We start from the raw sequence: 17,540 nt of genomic DNA on the forward strand, positions 1-17,540 counted from the left end.
TGCGCACCTCGGCTGAAATTACCGCTGCCTTCCTAGGGCTGTTTTTGGAGTACGAAATAACCAAAAGTTAATTCAATAACAACAATGTCTTACTGAAAAAGGCCAAGGTTTTGAGGCCTTGGCCCTTCAAGCGGTTAGCGATGCTCTGCTAACCGTTGTTTCTACTCTACCGCGTTGGCGATATTAAGCCAGAGCGATGATCAGCGCGTCGAGGTCGATAGTACCAACGAGCTTAACGACTGTGTCATTTGCATCAACCAAGTTGGAAGCGTTTGTGTCAACGTAGATGTATGTATCACCACCCAGTTGGAACACAACGTTCTCTTTAGCTACGCTGTTGATGGACAAGGCTGCAGCATCTTTCAGTGCCAGATCGAGATCAGCGTGTGTTGTTGTCATCTTGACATAAACATTGCTGCCATTGCCGGCAACATTGATGTCATCCGACTTAGCTGCATCAAGAGCTGTGCCAGTTGCATTCAAAACCAGATTCAGACCAACGATAGAATCAGCTTTGCCATATGTGGATGCGTTAAGTGTTACGGCATCCAGGCCTGCACCCAGCTTTACTGTTTCAGCATTGACGTTGCTCGATGCATAGGTCAGACCTTTGAGAGCGCCGCCCTTTGCGTATGTAACGCCACCAATGACTTCATCGTAGCTTGCCACGCCACCGAGGGCAGAAGCGTCAACCGTAGCCAGCTTGCCTGCGGTATTGGTAACCGAAGCGGAGCCGTTACCGGAAAGTGTCAGGGCTGTCATTGCACCAAGGTTTGTACCTGCGTTAGCAGTTACGGAAACGCTAGCGATAGTGTCGGCAGTCGGTGCAGTGAGGGAATTAACAGCATTTGTCAGTGTGACATTTGCAGTTTGGACATTACCAGCCAGTGTTGCAGTGACATCCGCTGTGCCAGCTTTGACAGCCAGATTTACAACATCCGCGATTGCTGTAACAGTACCAGTTGCTTTCTCAGTAACATTCAGAGTACCAGCATATGTTGTTGTTGTAGCAGCAGCGCCGCCTGCAGCAGGAACTTCGCCGACCAAGATCATGCCATCAGCACGTGCAGTCAAGTTGCCGTTTGCTGTCAGAGCCTGAGTAGTGACCTTAGTTACAAAGGAGTCAGTCGCAAAATCGATGCCAGTGTAGTTAGCAGCCAGTTTTGACGCGTCAAACGCACCAGTTGCACCAGCAACACCTTCAGCAGAAGTGAATGTCAATGTTTCGAAGTTCTTCAGTACTTTGTTGAAGACAATGAAATCATCAGCAGTACGTGCAGTGGTCGAGCCAGCCAAAACAACGGTATCAGAACCATCACCGCCATCAATCACATCGTTTGTTGTAACGGCACGATTAGCAGTACCAGCAGACAGCACCACTTTGTCGTTGCCTTCGCCAGCAGTAATTGCCAAGGTACCTGCTGCAACGACGTTCGCGCCACCAACTACTGCTGCGAGAACGATTGTGTCATCACCGTGACCAGAGGAAACAGCAACTTTACCATCGCCAGTTGTACGAACGTTGATAGTGTCCTTGCCAGCACCTGTACCGATGTCTGCATTGACGACAACGCCGGTTTTGGCAGTTGCAGTTGTGACTGTCAGAACGTCGTCACCTGCGCCTGTCAGGATTGTTGCAGTCTGAGCGTCGCCTGTGAAAGTGATGCCGCCGAGGGAATCATAAGCTTGCACATCTTTGACCGAGCCAGTCGAACCAGCTTTTTCATTGATGGTCAGCGTTGTCTTAACGTCAGTCTTGACAGTTACTGTGGAAACCGATTTGTTAGTAGCATCTACGCCAGCCACAACGTTGAGTGCGAGCGAAGCGGCGGCAGCGCCCGTAGTTGTTGTAGTCTGCTTCAGAGTACCGGAAACAGTCACTTTGCTTACTGCATCGCCAGCCACGTTCAGTACAGCCTGATTCTGAATAGTCGCCGGGGAAGCCGGAACTGCTGGGACAGGCGCGACATCATCAATGGTGCCAGGAATAGTGTCAGGACCTGCATTGCCAGGAGTACCAGCACTACCAGGATTTGCTGCAGCAGTTGCTGCGTCACCTTTCAGACCATCCAGAGCGATCGATACGCTGTTTGCGCTTGCTGCACCAGTAACGCTCAGGCCCAGACCTGCACCAGCAGTAACACCTTTGAAACCAGCAGTTGTAGTAGCGGCCAAATTGGAGACGCTAGCGGCTGCACCAATCTGAGTTACTTCAGTTGCGCCTTCGAACTTGCCAGCATTGAGATTACCAGTCGCGGTTTCACGGAATACGAAGCCCTGAGCGTTATCAATCAGAACCTTTTCGATATTCTTGATAGTACCTTGCTGAGCCTGTGTAACGCCATCAGCATATACTTTCAGTGTATCAACACCATCACCACCGTCGATGACGTCAGACGTATTCAGAGTTGCCTGACCGAAGAAGTTGCCACCTGTTGCAGCAATGAATGTGTCATTGTTTGCTGTGCCAGTCAGAGTGTCGACACCAGTTGTAAGAGTGAAAGTCTGGCCGTTAGCAACAGTGCCGGAGCCGATCGATGTGATCGTGCTGTTCACAGAAGCTTTAGCAGCAGTCAGGCTGTCTGCGGATGCAGTAATAGCGCCGAGCCATGCTTTAGCAACTGCGTTTGCTGCGTTACCGGAGTAAGCAGTGATTTCAGCTGTTGTGTCGAGTGCCTTGGTGAACTCAACTGCAGCTGCTGTCTTGTTGTCGATGACTTTCTTATCGTCGTTCTGAGCACCGGTCAGGATCGCCATAGCGATTGTGCCGACGTCAAAAGTCTTGTTCTCGAGGCGGGAACCCCAGTACAGCAGACCATCAACTTCTGCAGGACGGCCGAACAGGTTCAGGTAGATCGAGTTGACGACGTTGGCGCTGTCCTTGCCTGCGTACAGGTCTTTGTACTCTTGCGATGCGCTGAAGGCGTTAGCAACTGCTGCTACGCTGCCGCCGTTCTTGGCGACTTGCTCTTCCCAATAGATCAGGCCGAGTGCGTCAGCCGGACGGTTGAAGTAAGCAACGTACAGCTTTTGTACTGCTTCTGCGTAAATACCCATTTAAAAAACTCCTAGGAAGTATAAAAAACGAATTGTTGTTACTCTGATCAGAGCAATCAGCGCTTGCTGATCTGCAAGAACGCAGGCGAATAATGACAGAGAGCACTACTGCAAATATGTGACGGTTATCACACTGAGCGAAAAACCCACATTCGTTGTAGTTTCCCCACAGCATTTGCCAGCGTCGCATTATAGAGGGAGCGTGTAATTTTTACCAACATGTTTCTGGACCGCATCTGGTCAGGTGTTTGAAGGCGCTGCGGCTACGCCGCGAAGGGATCCATAGCCAAAGGATTGGGAACGAGAAGCCGGATGAAGACATACAGGCAGAAGATGAATATGAGCAATGCCTGGATTCAACGAATGAGGAGGCCATGACTGTCCGCTCTTGAGCGATATAAACAAAATGGGGCGCCGAGCGCCCCATTTTGTTAATTACCGACTCCTATCGCATTGAATGCACATCCTGCTATTTGGTCCAGTACGTCGCGCCGGCCGCACTACGATGATCATCGATTCGCCCCTGGAAAAGATAGGCAGCTGTTCCGCCATTTTCCTGGGACAGTACGCCGCTCACATCCATATTAAATGGCTTCAGGATCGGGGTATCGGCCGCAAAGCGGCCGTCAGGAGCGATGGCACCCCGAGACTGCATGTTGAATCGCTCGTTGTTGCTGACCAGGTCGAAGCCGGTTCTGAACGTAGCCTTCGCGAAATCGACTTGCAAGTGGCCGTTTTCGATATTTGCCGCAGTAATTGCGCTGCGAGATTCATCGGTAATGTAGGCGGCGCTGTCCCGCAGGCCGAAATTGATCACGCCGGTATTCGGCATCTGCCATTCCGTGCCGCGAGTACGCAATAGAACAAAGTGCGCATTGGAAGCAATCAATTGATGTGTGCCGGCATTCAACATGTTTTCGTATTTGATGTTGGCGGCCTGATCCAGAACAGTCTGCCAGCGCCCCCAAACGATCTGCGGCGGCATTTCCACCGGCGTGACGGGCGGCATCGGCGTGACGGGCTGCACAGGGCTGGTTGGCGTGCTCGGCACGGAGGGCAAATTTGAATTTGCACGGCTGACAATATCGGCATTCTTCTGCGGATCGAGATTGACATCCTTCGCGCCTGCTGTTCCAGCCCCCGTGCCGCCGCTCGACTTTGCGCTCGGCTCATCGGAACGAGGTGGAGCGCTATTGTCCGGCGAGGCAGTGCTGCTGGGCAGATACTGCGGTGTCGCCTGTCCCTTGCTGATCTGCAGCACCTGGCCTGCCTGCCGGGCAAACAATTCACGGCTGCTTGCTCCTTCGCACGGCCCCGACCCCTCTGGTCCGCAGGCACCGGAAAAGCCGCTGACCACGACGCCCCCGGAAAGCACGGCTACCCGTGAAGTCGCGTCATCCGTATATACAGTGAAATCGGTACCCCGGACACCGATGGCCGCCACCGGCGTGTTGAAACGGAAATTTTCCCTGGCATGCTTGGCGCCTTCGCCTGAAATCGCGCGCGCGATTCCATGGTCAAGCTCAAGCTTGATGCGCGTATTAGCCGGCTGTACTGCATCAACCTTATACGAAACGATTCTGGCTTTGCTGTTGGGCCTCAATATAAGAAAGCCGTTGTCGATAGTTTTCAGGTAGACATAACCGTCGCTTCCGGTTGTCAGCTCGTCTCCCTCCTGAACGACCCGGTTGAGCGTCACTGCGTCGGCACCGAGCTGTACCTGGCCTGCAACAAACACCACATGCGCAGCCTCCCCTGCAAAGGCAATATTTGCAACGGATAAAACGGACAAGGCGGATAAGACAATTAGTTGAGTAAGCATGGATTTTTCCTTTTTGCCATTTTGATTCCCAAGGCAAAGGTTTCAGTGACGGCGGTCACAAAACCGGCATGATTTCCTGAGGGTAGCATATTGTTCCAAATGGAAATATGACTTGGGGAGTACGGTTGCCGGTTCGCTACACTCGTTCGCAGAACAAGTCTCTTTTTTTGGCGGCGATTGCCTAAATTTCAAGAAAAATCGACGACGCAAGGCATTTTTCTCTATGAAATGTGGGATGTAGCCATCAGGACATACGGTTATACTTGCACGCTTTGAGCATCCAGGTTGGAAAGGTGGCCCCGCAGCTTGTCTGCGCACAAGATCATAGTCTTATGAATTCAACGGCCAAATTTCGCGCTTTTGTTTCCCTCATCAGTTCTGGAGCGCTTTTCCGGTTTGTCATCAGTTCTATCGCCGTCGTGTTGGTAATCTGCTCACAGTGGGCCAACACGGACAGCGTATTCAGCTTCGGCAATGAATGGCTGCGCGACCGGTTCATCCGCATGCAGGCTTCCGGTGAGCCGGAAACCCGGGTGGTTGTGGTCGATATCGACGAGGCCAGCCTGAAATCCATAGGTCCCTGGCCGTGGCCGCGCCACCGTATCGCCGACCTCGTGGAAAACCTGATCGGCACTTATGGTGCGCGCGGCGTGGCACTTGACCTTGTGATGCCGGAACGCGCCGATGCAGACGGCGACACGCGGCTGGCGGCACTTGCGCAGCATGCGCCTGTCGTGCTGGCACAGGCTTTCGATTATACGGACCGCGACCGCCAGCTGCGCGTAGGTGATGTTACCGGTGGGCAGCTGGCAAGAAACCAGGGCCATGCGGCCGCGGCTACCGGCTTCATTGCCAACCATGCGGGGCTGGCGAAGGCCCGTTATACCGGAAACATAGGCTTCATTCCCAGTGCTGACGGCGTCATCCGGCATTTGCCCATGGTCACGCATTTTGAAGGCAATCGTTACGTGACCCTGTCGCTGGCATTGATGCAGTGCTGTCGTCAGGCGGCCGGCACAGGTATGGCGAATCCGGAAGCACCAACCTACGCGCAGACGGAGACCGGCGCCTGGCGCATTCCCTACAGCCGCCACTGGTCAGCCTACCAGGGCATCTCCGCGGCCCAGATACTTGACATGAGCGCATCAAGGGACATGATTCAGGACCGTTTGGTCGTGGTTGGCTCGTCCTCGCTTGGGTTAAGCGACCGCGTGGCCACGCCGTTGGCGCCGTCGACCAGCGGCATGCTGGTGCATGCAGCGGCATTGACGACACTGCTTGATCATCAGGCGGCAGGCGAACCTATCAAGCTGCCGGGCCGCTGGATCGCGACGGGTTTCATGATTGCTGTGGCGTTTCTGGCCGCTTTTACCCTGCCCCGCTTTTCAGCCGCCGCGAACGTGGCGCTCCTGGGCGGCGCTTCGGTGATATGGCTGTGCATCGCCTATCTGCTGACCCGCCATGACGCCGAATTCTCGGCCAGCGGTCCCCTGGCAGGCAATGTCTATTTGCTGGCGGTCGCGGTGCCTTACCACTGGCAGATCGCCCAGCGCAAATCCCGCAGCCTGCTGGGTACCTTGCGCCAGTATGTGGCGACAGCGGTGGTCGACGAGCTTCTGCGCAGCGACCTGAAAGATCCGCTGACGCCCCGCCTCCTGAATGTGACGACGCTGATTGCCGACATGGAAGGCTATACGACCTATGTCGAGTCTCTCTCGGTTGAGGAGGCCGCCCAGCTGACAAGCGATTTTCTGGCTTGTCTGACGCGCCCGGTGCTTGCCAAGCACGGCACGATCGACAAGTACACCGGCGATGGCCTGGTTGCGTTCTGGGGCGCGCCGCTGCCTGTGGAAGACCATGCCGACATGGCGCTGGAGGCGGCACGCAATATCGTGGAGGAGGTCAGGCGGTTCAGCGAGGCACGCAAGGACAGCGGCTTGCCGCGGCTAAGGGTGCGAATCGGAATCGAGAGCGGGATGGCCATGGCAGGCGACTTCGGCACGCCGTCGCGCAGCATCTATACCGCGGTCGGGGATAGCGTCAATGTCGCCGCGCGCCTGGAGCAGGTCGCCCGCAACCAGCCCCACGACATCATCATCGGACAAGGCACAGTCTCGCGGGCGACGCGCCATCGTTTCCAACTGCTGGGCGATTTCGTCCTGCGCGGCAAAGGCAAACCCACCACGCTGTTCACGCTGGAGTCTCAGGGAGCTGCGGAGAAGATGGAGACGGCGGCATGATGATGACTGCACCGTCTTGCGTGCGCAAGGCGATTGTTTCCGCGCTTGCCGGCTTCATGCTGTCGCTTGGATCGGGCGCCTGCGCCGACATCGTGGTTGCACAGCAGGATTTGTATCTGGACGCCCTGAAGTCCCTCTCCGAAGGCCGCCATACCGATGCCAGCGAAGCGCTGATCCGCATGATCGAGCGCGAGCCGCAGCACGCCGGGGCATGGCTCGACCTGGCAATCATCCAGTGCGAACTCGGACGCGGCGCCGAAGCGGAGAAGCTGTTCGAGGTGATCGAATCCCGTTTCTCTCCGCCGCCGGTCATCAGGGAAGTGATCGCTGCGCAACGCGCGAAAGGATGCAAGTCCTGGCAGCCGCAAAGCCGCAAGTCGTTCGTAGTGGGCCGCGGCACGGACAGCAATGTCAATCAGGGCGCCAGCAATCCGAATTTCATCATCGGCACCGGTACGACGCAGGTTGAACTGCAGCTGCTGCCGGAACACCTGCCGCAAAGCGACCAGTACACAATGCTTACCGGTGACTACCTGCGGGAGCTGACACCCAACGGCACGCTGGGCTTCCTGCAGGCGCGCGTCATGCATAACGACAGTCTCGCGCGCTACAACACGGCATCGTTGATTGTCGGCGCGGAGCATCCGTGGCGGTTCGGCGACTGGGGAATGCGCGGAACCGGCCTGGTAGCCATGCATGCTCTGGGCGGCAAGCTGTATCAAAGCCAGCAGCAAGTACAGCTGCGAGCCAGCCCTCCCCTGAACCTGCCTCGCGGGCTGGAGTTCTCGGTGGCCGGCGGCTTGTCTCGCATCGAGTACCTGACGCTGGACAATTATGATTCCACCATCTCGGATCTGCGCGGCCTGCTGACGTATCGGCACGGCGAAACGCAGATGCAAGCCAACATCGGCTATCTGAACGACCACGGCATGTCGGCCAGACCAGGCGGGGACAGGGCCGGATGGTTCACGAGTTTTTATGGACGCACCCGGCTTTCCAGTTTGGTGCTTGGTGAATTCAGCTGGACACGCCAGACATGGCTGAGCGAATCGCCCTACTCGCTCCTGATCGACAGGGTTCGGAATCAGAAGACGCAGGTCATGAGGGGTGCCCTGATCTTTCCCGTGACAGAGAATCAATCCATTCAGCTGGAAGTACGCAAGGTGAAAAACGATGAGAACATTTCAGTTTTTCAATATGGCAGCCGGCAGATTCAGGTGAGCTGGCAGTGGCGCGATTGAACATGTTTTTCCGCCAGCCAGCGTACCAGTCAATGTGTTATCAGCTCGCCGATCATCACTGATTGAATCCGGCATGCAACTTTCCGGCGTTACCGCATCAAATGCCGTCATGCATCCCGATTCCATGTACGCATTGGGATAGCAAACTCCATCCGGTCGAAACAAATGTCCCCGGCCGTTGCCGCAGGATGCATTACAGGAATCTTTATGGTGTTGGAATTGACTGTTTTTGTCGCGGTACTTGTTGCCGTTTCCGCAGGTTGTCTCGTTCCGGCGAAGTGGTTGCCGCCCTTGCCTAATGACAAATTCATGCATTTCATGGCTTATGCGGGTCTTGCGCTCCTGGCGGGCCGCATTGCCCGGACCGACAGCCAACATTTATTGTGGCTGGCCGGTTTGCTAGCTCTGGGCTGGGTAATAGAAATCCTGCAAAACATGGTGCCGGGGCGCCGATTCTGCTGGCGGGACATGGCCGCCAACGCAGGCGGCATCGCCTTTGCCGCTGCCATTTCCGTAATATCAACATATGTGCATTTGATGTGACATTTCCGCTCTTTAATAGCTGATTGCAGGAAACGACGGCTATAATTGGCCCATCAATTTCTGGAGCGCTGTGCAATGCCGTCCATTAGTAACGCACTCGCTAATTCAGCGGCGAAGAATTTACCTCCATCGGAAGTGGCCAACCTTCCGGAGTCCAGCTCGAAACAAATCAAGCTCAGCATCACGCAAGTGAACCTGCAGGTTCACTTGCGCAAGATTCCTCTTCTGGCTCATCTGTCCAATGATGAGATGGAGCGCGTGAAGGCGGAATTGCGTTTGAAGCAATTCGCAAGGCGCGATATCGTTCTGCAAAAAGGGGCTGTGGGCGACAGCCTTCTATTCCTGCTGCATGGGCAGCTGCAGGTGATTGACGTAACCGATGATGGCCGCGCCATCGGACTGCGCATGCTCAAGCCGGGCGACTTTTTCGGGGAAATTGCGGTCATTACAGGCTCTACCCGATCCGCCTCGGTGGTGGCACTCAGTCCGGTGCTGGTAGCGTTTCTGCCGCGCCTTACCGCACTTCATCTGTTTTCGCACTCGCCGTCAGTAGCACAGCAGATCCTGGGACATCTGGCAGAAAAGGTGCAACGCGATTCCGAATTCCGTGCGCTGCTCAGCATCAATAACACTTCCAAGCGCATCTATAGTTATCTTCAGCTTCTCAAGCAGCATGGCGAAGGCAATATCGAAGTCGTGGAAAACCTTCCGACTCATCAGGATATTGCCAACATGATCAATACCAGTCGCGAAACCGTAACGCGAGCATTGCTCACGCTCGTTCAAAAGGGCATTGTCGAGAAAGAGCCCCATCGGCTGATCATTCGGGATCCGGCAGGATTGAAGAAGTTGGCGCAAGGCGATTCCTGAGTACCCGATACCAATAGGGATGGATGGGTATCACGGTGCGCATCGGCATCTCGCAAGTCCCATCACGCCCGTGTTTGCTTGCATTGCCCTGCGTCATGGCAGGTGCAACGGTCATCCGTGGTTGATCAAAGGCCAGCGCGAACGATGCCGGCTGACTGAAATGTTTCCAGTCTTGTCTGCTTTCTTCACAGGCAACTAAGTGCGGTAAAATACGCCGCGCCGGCTGTCAGCGCTCATGCATTTTTTGCAAGCCGGCAGCTTCCCCCTCTTCCAACGGTCGTACACACCCTCTGTCAATGAACATGACTCAACTTGTCCCGGACTATCTGAGTAAAGTCGTCTATGCATCGGTCCGGAAAAGCTTTCATCAAACACGCTGCGGCACTGCGACTGCGCAAGACGTGGCTGCACCGGGCATAGCACAACCATCCGCCGGAGTACGACGCTAATGGTTTCAGGCATCGCTAGAGCCATCCTGACCTACCGCGGTTTCATTCTCAGCAGCGTCAAGCGGGAGTTTCAGTCCAAATACCGCAATTCAATGCTGGGCGCCGCGTGGACGGTGCTGAATCCGCTGGCCATGATCGTGGTCTATACCGTTATTTTCGCGCAGGTGATGCGGGCGAAATTGCCGGGCGTGGATTCCACCTTCGCCTATAGCATCTATCTGTGCGCGGGAACCCTGACATGGGGATTGTTTGCAGAAATCACCGGGCGCGGGCAATCCGTCTTTCTCGAATACGCCAATCTGATCAAAAAAATCAGTTTTCCGCGTATCTGCCTGCCGATCATCGTGGTTTGCAATGCCAGCCTCAACTTTGCCATCATTTTCGGATTGTTCACTGCCTTCCTCATCATCAGCGGCAATTTCCCCGGATGGGTTTATTTCGCAGTGTTCCCGGTTCTCGTCATTCAAATTCTTTTCTCGATAGGCTTGGCCACCATACTGGGCGTGCTGAACGTGTTCTTCCGCGACGTCGGACAGTTCTTTTCGATTGCCCTGCAGTTCTGGTTCTGGCTGACGCCCATTGTCTATCCTGCGGCCATCCTGCCGGACAATATCCGTCCGATGATCGCCTGGAATCCGATGGCACCGATTATCCAGGCTTACCAGACGATCATGGTCAACGGCGCGTGGCCGCAATGGATGGCTCTGCTGCCTGTCACGATTCTCAGCATTGCCCTGTGCGCCCTGGGCCTGCAGCTCTTCCGCAAGCGCAGCGGTGAAATGGTGGATGAACTCTAATGGGCAGCATTCGCGTCTCCAATCTGGGCAAGGCCTACAAACAATATCCGGCGCGCTGGTCGAGATTTGCCGAATGGATTACGCCGTTCGGCAAACCAAGACATCAACTCAAATGGGTTTTGCAAGGGATCAGCTTCCATGTCGAACCGGGCGAGGCGGTAGGCCTCATCGGAATCAATGGCGCCGGAAAAAGCACATTGCTCAAGCTCATTACCGGCACGGCGCAACCGACCACCGGCAATGTAACAATCACCGGCAGAGTCGCTGCCATGCTGGAACTCGGCATGGGCTTTCATCCGGATTTCACCGGCCGGCAGAATGCCATCATGGCGGGACAGCTGATCGGGCTGAGCGCAGATGAAATGGTAGCGCTCATGCCTCGGATCGAGGCATTCGCCGAGATCGGCGATTACATCGATCAGCCGGTTCGGGTCTACTCCAGCGGCATGCAGATGCGGCTGGCTTTCAGCGTCGCGACCGCGAAGCGCCCCGACGTGCTGATCATCGATGAAGCGTTGTCCGTGGGTGATGCCTACTTCCAGCACAAGAGCTTCGACCGCATCCGCGAATTCCGCGAACAGGGTACGACGCTGCTGATCGTGTCGCATGACAAGACGGCAATCCAGTCCATCTGCGACCGCGCGATTCTTCTCGACGCCGGCCGTCTTGCGAAAGAAGGGTCGCCTGAAGAGATCATGGATTTCTACAACGCGATGCTTGCCGAACGGGAGAACGAGACCGTACGCCAGGAAAAGCGCGAGGACGGAAAAGTGCAGACCATTTCCGGAACCGGCGAAGCCACGGTGAGCGAGATTGCACTGCTTGATGAGCAAGGCCAGCGGGTAGAGATGATCGACGTCGGCAGCATGGTCACGCTCGAAGTGAAAATCGCCATCCAGGCACCGATTCCGCGCCTGGTGCTCGGCTACATGATCAAGGATCGTCTCGGTCAACCGATGTACGGTACGAATACGCATCTGAAGGAGCTGCCACTGCATGACGTCCGTCCCGGCGAGCAGATCACATACCGTGCGAGTTTCGCAATGAACCTGGGACCCGGCAGCTACTCGGTTGCCACCGCTCTGGTCAGCAGCGACACCCATCTCGTGAACAATTACGAATGGCGCGATCTGGCCCTGGTGTTCAATGTAATGAATATGAAGCGCGCGCATTTCGTCGGCTGCACATGGCTTGACCCCAAGATAGAAATCCAACGTATATGACCTTTATCTCCTACGCGCAGAATTTCGAAGATGTCATCCTGTGGCGTGCGCTCAAGCACGTTCCCAATGGTTTTTACATCGACGTCGGAGCGAATGACCCGGTGGTGGACTCGGTCACTCTAGCCTTTTACCAGCAGGGCTGGCACGGGATCAATGTGGAACCCATGCGGCAATATTATGAGCAGCTGCAAGCTCAGCGGCCGCGCGATACGAATCTGCAGCTCGCGGTGGGAGCCGGTCCTGGCAATATCACGTTCTACGACATTCCCGATACCGGCCTGTCGACCATGGAACCCAATGTCGCCCGCCAGCATATCGAGGCCGGTCGCAACGTGGTTGAAACGAATATCGAAGTCCTGCCGCTGTCGGAAATCTGCGCGCGCCATGTCACCGGTCCCATCCATTTCCTCAAGATCGATGTGGAAGGTTTCGAGGCCGAGGTATTGCGCGGAATGAGCTTCAAGTCATGGCGCCCCTGGATCCTGGTCATCGAAGCCACGCGGCCGCAAACTCAGGAAACGGCTCATGCGGAATGGGAACACATGGTGCTGGAAGCGGATTACCAGCCCGCCTATTTCGATGGTCTGAACCAGTTCTATGTGGCGAACGAGCATCCAGAATTGCTGGCAGCGCTGAAGCTGCCGCCGAACTATTTCGATCACTTCCAGTTGAGGCTGCGCCATCACTTCAGCCAATATCCGTACGATCTGGAGTCGCGCTGCCATACCGCCGAGATGCGACTGCTCGAGGCGGAAAAACAGTTCGGGCTGGCTGAAGCTGAAGTGCACAAGGCTCATGAACACGGCAGGCAAGTCGAGGCTGCCTTGCTTGAAGCCCAGGAGTTTGCCAGGCAAGCCGACGCACGCGCTCTCGATCTGCAGCAGCAGATAAAAGACACACAGGAACGCCTGCAGGAAGCCAACGCAAATGCTCATCATATTTATGAACAGCTGATGGCTGTTCATAACAGCACCTCCTGGCGGATCACCCGTCCTGTGCGTGCAATGAAAGAATTGATGAAGCAGCCGGTCGCGACACTCCAGAAAATGCCGAAGCCGAAGGCGATGGCGAAGGCCGGAGTGAAATGGACGCTGGTGCAGGCGAAGCGCGAGCTGCAAACACGACCGCGATTGAGAAATTTTGTATTGGGCCAGCTTGACCGTTACCCTTCTCTTTATCAGCGAATGGCCTCAATCAGCCGGAACGCGGCGGTCAATACGGCGGCGTCCCCTGCGGCGCCTCAGGGGAAGGAAGGACACGCCTCCCTTCCCGCTTCCGTCAATCGTGTCCTGGTCGAACTGGAACGGGCCATCGACACCAAAAACGCTCACAAGCACTAGAACGGCAAAACCGGAACAACAAATATGGGTGCAAGGATGCGCACTCAACCGTCCCGCGTACAGCCTCGGCTCCCTATCCTTGCAAGTTTTTCTGCTGAATATTTATGCGAATCCTTATTGACCTTCAAGCATGCCAGGCAACCAACCAGCATCGGGGTATTGGCCGTTACTCGATGTCTCTTGCGCAATCCATTGCAAGACAAGGGGGCAATCATGATTTGAAGGTATTGCTCAACCGGCAATTCCCGGAAAGCATTGAGCCGATTCGCAAAGCCTTCGGCGGTTTGCTGCATGAAGACGATATCGTGGTCTTCGATGGACCGTCCGGCATTGCCGAAATCCATGCGCCAGGTTCGTGGCGCTGCAAATCCGCGGAGCAGATACGGGAATTTTTCATCAGGCGTTTTTCCCCGGACATCGTGCATGTCTCCAGTCTCTTCGAGGGCTTGGTGGATGATGCGGTCACGTCCGTAAGGCATCTGCCAAACAACTTTGCGTCCGCAGTGACCTTGTACGACTTGATCCCGCTGCTTCGCAAGGAGACGTATCTGTCGGACCCGCGCGTGCGGCAATGGTATTACCGGAAACTCCAGGGTTTGAAAAGCGCCGAGCTTCTGCTCGCCATTTCCGAGCATAGCCGTACCGAAGCATTGGACTGGCTGCACCTGCCAAGCGATCGCGTCGTTAATATCTCATCGGCGATTGACGACAGCTTCCGCCCCCTCGCCTTGAATGCGGAAGAAGCGGCAGGCTTGAAAGCAAAGTTCGGCATCCAGCGCCCCTTTGTAATGTACACGGGGGGAATCGATCCAAGGAAAAATATTGAAGGTCTGATCAAGGCTTTTGCGCGGCTCCCCTTATCGCTACGCAGTGCTTATCAACTGGCGATCGTATGCAAGATCAGCGATGCCGACCTGCGTCGATTGCAGGCTCTTGCCGGCAGTGCGGGATTGCAGCAGGATGAAGTCGTCTTCACCGATTATGTCAGCGACGAAGAACTTCTACGCCTGTACAACCTGTGCACGCTGTTTGTGTTCCCGTCTCTGCATGAAGGTTTCGGCTTGCCTGCCTTGGAAGCAATGGCATGCGGCGTGGCTGTGATTGGTTCGAACGTCAGCAGCATTCCGGAAGTGATCGGCCGTGAAGATGCGTTGTTCAAGCCAGATGACCTGGAAGCCATGTCGGCCAAAATGGAACAGGCTTTGATAGACCCGGCCTTCCGTCAGTCCCTGCAAAGTCACGGACTTGAACAATGCAGGAAATTTTCGTGGAAGGAAAGCGGATACCGGGCATTGCAAGCTTTTGAAGAACTGCACGAACGTCGGCAACCTGTCCGTCCCAGTGTGCCGACTGGACGCCGGCCACGTCTTGCGTATGTATCGCCCCTGCCCCCCGGCAAATCCGGTATCGCTGACTATAGTGCCGAGTTGCTGCCCGAACTTGCGCGTTATTATGAGATCGAGCTGATAGTCAATCAGGAGCATGTCGATGACGCATGGGTTGCGGCCAACTTCGTGCAGAGACCGGTGTCCTGGTTCCAGTCGCATGCCGATAAGTTCGACAGAATTGTCTACCATTTCGGAAACTCCAGCTTCCATGAGCACATGTTCAAATTGCTCCCGGAGCATCCCGGAGTCGTGGTTCTGCATGATTTCTTTCTCAGCGGGATCCTGCATTACCTGGAGGCGACCTCCTACCTTCCGGGAGCTTTCCGCAATGCGCTGTATTATTCTCACGGCTATCCGGCATTGATCGACGCGGCCGCATCCGGGAAGGAAGCCGCGGCCTGGCAGTACCCTGGCAACAGGCAGGTACTGGATCATGCCACCGGACTGATCATCCATTCAGATTTTTCCAGACAGCTTGCCAAGAAATGGTATGGCGAGGATGAATTCTCAAACTGGAAAGTCATTCCGCTCATAAGAGCCGTTTCCAAGGAAGTCAACCGCGAGCAGGCTCGCCAACAGCTTGGCATTGGTGACGATGACTTTCTTATCTGCTCCTTTGGCCTGCTCGGCAAGACCAAACTTAACCACCGCTTGTTGAATTCCTGGCTCAATTCCGTCCTCGCCCGGAACAAGAACTGCCTCCTGGTTTTCGTCGGCGAAAACGATCCGAACCAGTATGGAAGAGACTTGGCCGCCAATATTGCGAAGAGCCCGGCCAGTGATCGCATCCGGATTACCGGATTCGCTTCGCCGGAACTCTATCGTACTTATCTTGCAGCGGCAGATGCTGCCGTCCAATTGCGAACCCTGTCACGTGGAGAGACATCGGCCAGCATCCTCGACTGTCTGGCGCATGGCATCCCCACGATCATCAACAGAAACGGATCGGCATCCGAGCTCCCGGACGAAGTGCTGGTAAAGCTGCCTGACGAGTTCACTGACAGTGAATTGACCTCCGCAATCGAGCAGTTGCACGGCGACGGCAATTTGCGCGAGGCGATGGCGACAAAGGCTGTTTCCCATGTTCTCAACCAGCACCATCCGGCACGTGTCGGTCAAATGTATTTCGAGGCTATCGAGGCCTTTGCCTTGAACAGCTCTGCAGCGCTGCATCATCAACTCATTAACGCCATTTCCGAAATTCCTGCGCCGGTGTCACCCGCCCAGGACGACTTGATTGCGATTGCCGGCAGCATTGCACGGAATCGTGAAACGCCTCGGCGCAAGCAGCTGCTCGTCGATATTTCAGAGCTGGTACAGCGTGATGCAAAGTCCGGCATCCAGCGCGTGGTGCGCAATGTGCTGCAATTCATGCTGCGCCGTACCTCATCCGCATACCGGGTCGAGCCGGTGTACGACGCGGGCGGCTACTACGCTTATGCACGCAACTTCACCTGCGGCATGCTGAACATCGCACCCGTGCCAATGGACGACGAAGCCATTGAGGCGAATGCCGGAGACATCTTCCTTGGCCTGGATTTGAATCCCCAGTTGGTCCCAAATAATCGCAAGCTGTTCGAAGATATGAAGAACCGCGGCATCGGCTTGCACTTCGTCGTCTATGATCTGCTGCCCATCCTGCGTCCGGATGTCTTCGTAGACGGAGCCAAGTCCGGATTCACGCGCTGGCTGGAATGTGTCGCAACGCTGGCAGACGGACTGGTCTGCATTTCTCGTGCCGTCGCTGACGAGGTGCATGCCTGGGTCGAAACCACCCAATTAAAGCGGACGACACCGCTGCAGCTCGGCTATTTCCATCTTGGCGCCGACATCAATGCGGCCGCACCGGCAATCCATCCTGAAGAGCATGAAAACCTCGTCCCGGAGCAGATCGGAAAGCACGCTTCTCTCCTGATGGTTGGAACACTTGAGCCCCGCAAGGGCCATGCACAAGCCCTCGCCGCTTTCGAGCTCTTGTGGAAGAACGGGGAACAGGCCAATCTTGTCATTGTCGGCAAACAGGGATGGATGGTGGAACCGCTGGTTGAAAAACTGCGGACGCATCCAGAGATCGGCAAGCGCCTGTTCTGGTTTGAAAATGCAAGTGATACGCTTTTGCTGCGGCTGTATGAAGCCGCGTCGGGATTATTGGCGGCATCGGAAGCTGAAGGATTCGGCCTGCCGCTGGTGGAAGCCGCTCAATACAAGCTGCCTATCGTCGCTCGCGATCTGCCGGTTTTCCGTGAAGTGGCTGGTAACCATGCCTATTACTTCAAAGGCGATGACTCCGCAGACTTGGCGGAAGCTTTGAAAATATGGCTGGAGATGCTAGACGTAGGCCAAGTGCCAACATCGGAAAACATGCCGTGGCTTACTTGGGAGCAAAGCACCAAGCAACTGCTGGATGCTGTTGAAAATTCGAATTGGTACAAGACTGTTCCAGTACGTTGATGCTTTGGAACATGCTTGAGCGATTGCGCAGTTACCAAGCGTTTGCGATAACGAGAGCGGATTGCAGGCCAATGCAGGGATCGCGCAACTCCGGGAACCGGCCGAATGCCGGGCACGGC

General features: G+C 55.5%; 10 protein-coding genes. 8 read left to right on the forward strand and 2 right to left on the reverse strand.

The features are described 5' to 3' along the window. Nucleotides 1–183: 183 nt before the first annotated feature. Both IGW03_RS20555 and IGW03_RS20560 read right to left on the reverse strand, forming a co-directional pair. On the reverse strand, nt 184–3,057 hold the full coding sequence (locus IGW03_RS20555) for a DUF4214 domain-containing protein (protein WP_194724403.1): 2,874 nt from the start codon (nt 3,055–3,057) through the stop codon (nt 184–186). Nucleotides 3,058–3,526: 469 nt separating this feature from the next. Then, nucleotides 3,527–4,879, reverse strand: a complete 1,353-nt coding sequence (locus IGW03_RS20560; RefSeq protein WP_194724404.1) for a FecR family protein — start codon at nt 4,877–4,879, stop codon at nt 3,527–3,529. 419 nt (nt 4,880–5,298) lie between these two features. Between IGW03_RS20560 and IGW03_RS20565 the strand changes: the two genes are divergently transcribed. The 8 genes from IGW03_RS20565 (at nt 5,299) to IGW03_RS20600 (ending at nt 17,421) form a co-directional block, all read left to right on the forward strand. Beyond that, nucleotides 5,299–7,119 (forward strand): CHASE2 domain-containing protein, encoded by a 1,821-nt coding sequence (locus tag IGW03_RS20565; protein ID WP_438943665.1) that lies wholly within the window; start codon nt 5,299–5,301, stop codon nt 7,117–7,119. Further along, nucleotides 7,116–8,360 carry a tetratricopeptide repeat protein gene (locus IGW03_RS20570; protein WP_228535843.1) on the forward strand — a complete coding sequence of 415 codons (1,245 nt, stop codon included), beginning with the start codon at nt 7,116–7,118 and terminating at the stop codon, nt 8,358–8,360. Before IGW03_RS20565 ends, IGW03_RS20570 begins: the two co-directional genes overlap by 4 nt. Before the next feature lie 207 nt (nt 8,361–8,567). Next, complete coding sequence (locus IGW03_RS20575; protein WP_194724406.1) at nt 8,568–8,903, forward strand: VanZ family protein; 336 nt, start codon at nt 8,568–8,570, stop codon at nt 8,901–8,903. A 45-nt stretch (nt 8,904–8,948) separates the two neighbouring features. Beyond that, entirely contained in the window at nt 8,949–9,773 is an 825-nt protein-coding gene (locus tag IGW03_RS20580; protein ID WP_228535845.1) for a Crp/Fnr family transcriptional regulator, read from the forward strand. A 448-nt stretch (nt 9,774–10,221) separates the two neighbouring features. Next, nucleotides 10,222–11,019 (forward strand): ABC transporter permease, encoded by a 798-nt coding sequence (locus IGW03_RS20585; RefSeq protein WP_194724407.1) that lies wholly within the window; start codon nt 10,222–10,224, stop codon nt 11,017–11,019. Continuing rightward, nucleotides 11,019–12,242 (forward strand): ABC transporter ATP-binding protein, encoded by a 1,224-nt coding sequence (locus IGW03_RS20590; RefSeq protein WP_194724408.1) that lies wholly within the window; start codon nt 11,019–11,021, stop codon nt 12,240–12,242. Before IGW03_RS20585 ends, IGW03_RS20590 begins: the two co-directional genes overlap by 1 nt. Next, a complete protein-coding gene (locus tag IGW03_RS20595) occupies nt 12,239–13,582 on the forward strand; it encodes an FkbM family methyltransferase (RefSeq protein WP_194724409.1) in 1,344 nt (447 codons plus the stop codon). Before IGW03_RS20590 ends, IGW03_RS20595 begins: the two co-directional genes overlap by 4 nt. A gap of 104 nt (nt 13,583–13,686) precedes the next feature. Then, entirely contained in the window at nt 13,687–17,421 is a 3,735-nt protein-coding gene (locus IGW03_RS20600) for a glycosyltransferase (RefSeq protein ID WP_194724410.1), read from the forward strand. The last annotated feature ends 119 nt before the right edge of the window (nt 17,422–17,540 follow it).

Origin of the sequence: Noviherbaspirillum malthae, from assembly GCF_015352985.1 — a bacterium.
Classification (GTDB): Bacteria; Pseudomonadota; Gammaproteobacteria; order Burkholderiales; family Burkholderiaceae_D; genus Noviherbaspirillum; species Noviherbaspirillum malthae.

Bases quoted from the DNA above. Each gene is read 5' to 3' on its own strand.
- IGW03_RS20555 (WP_194724403.1), bottom strand. From the start codon at position 3,057: ATGGGTATTTACGCAGAAGCAGTACAAAAGCTGTACGTTGCTTACTTC.
- IGW03_RS20560 (WP_194724404.1), bottom strand. From the start codon at position 4,879: ATGCTTACTCAACTAATTGTCTTATCCGCCTTGTCCGTTTTATCCGTT.
- IGW03_RS20570 (WP_228535843.1), top strand. From the start codon at position 7,116: ATGATGATGACTGCACCGTCTTGCGTGCGCAAGGCGATTGTTTCCGCG.
- IGW03_RS20575 (WP_194724406.1), top strand. From the start codon at position 8,568: ATGGTGTTGGAATTGACTGTTTTTGTCGCGGTACTTGTTGCCGTTTCC.
- IGW03_RS20585 (WP_194724407.1), top strand. From the start codon at position 10,222: ATGGTTTCAGGCATCGCTAGAGCCATCCTGACCTACCGCGGTTTCATT.
- IGW03_RS20590 (WP_194724408.1), top strand. From the start codon at position 11,019: ATGGGCAGCATTCGCGTCTCCAATCTGGGCAAGGCCTACAAACAATAT.
- IGW03_RS20595 (WP_194724409.1), top strand. From the start codon at position 12,239: ATGACCTTTATCTCCTACGCGCAGAATTTCGAAGATGTCATCCTGTGG.
- IGW03_RS20600 (WP_194724410.1), top strand. From the start codon at position 13,687: ATGCGAATCCTTATTGACCTTCAAGCATGCCAGGCAACCAACCAGCAT.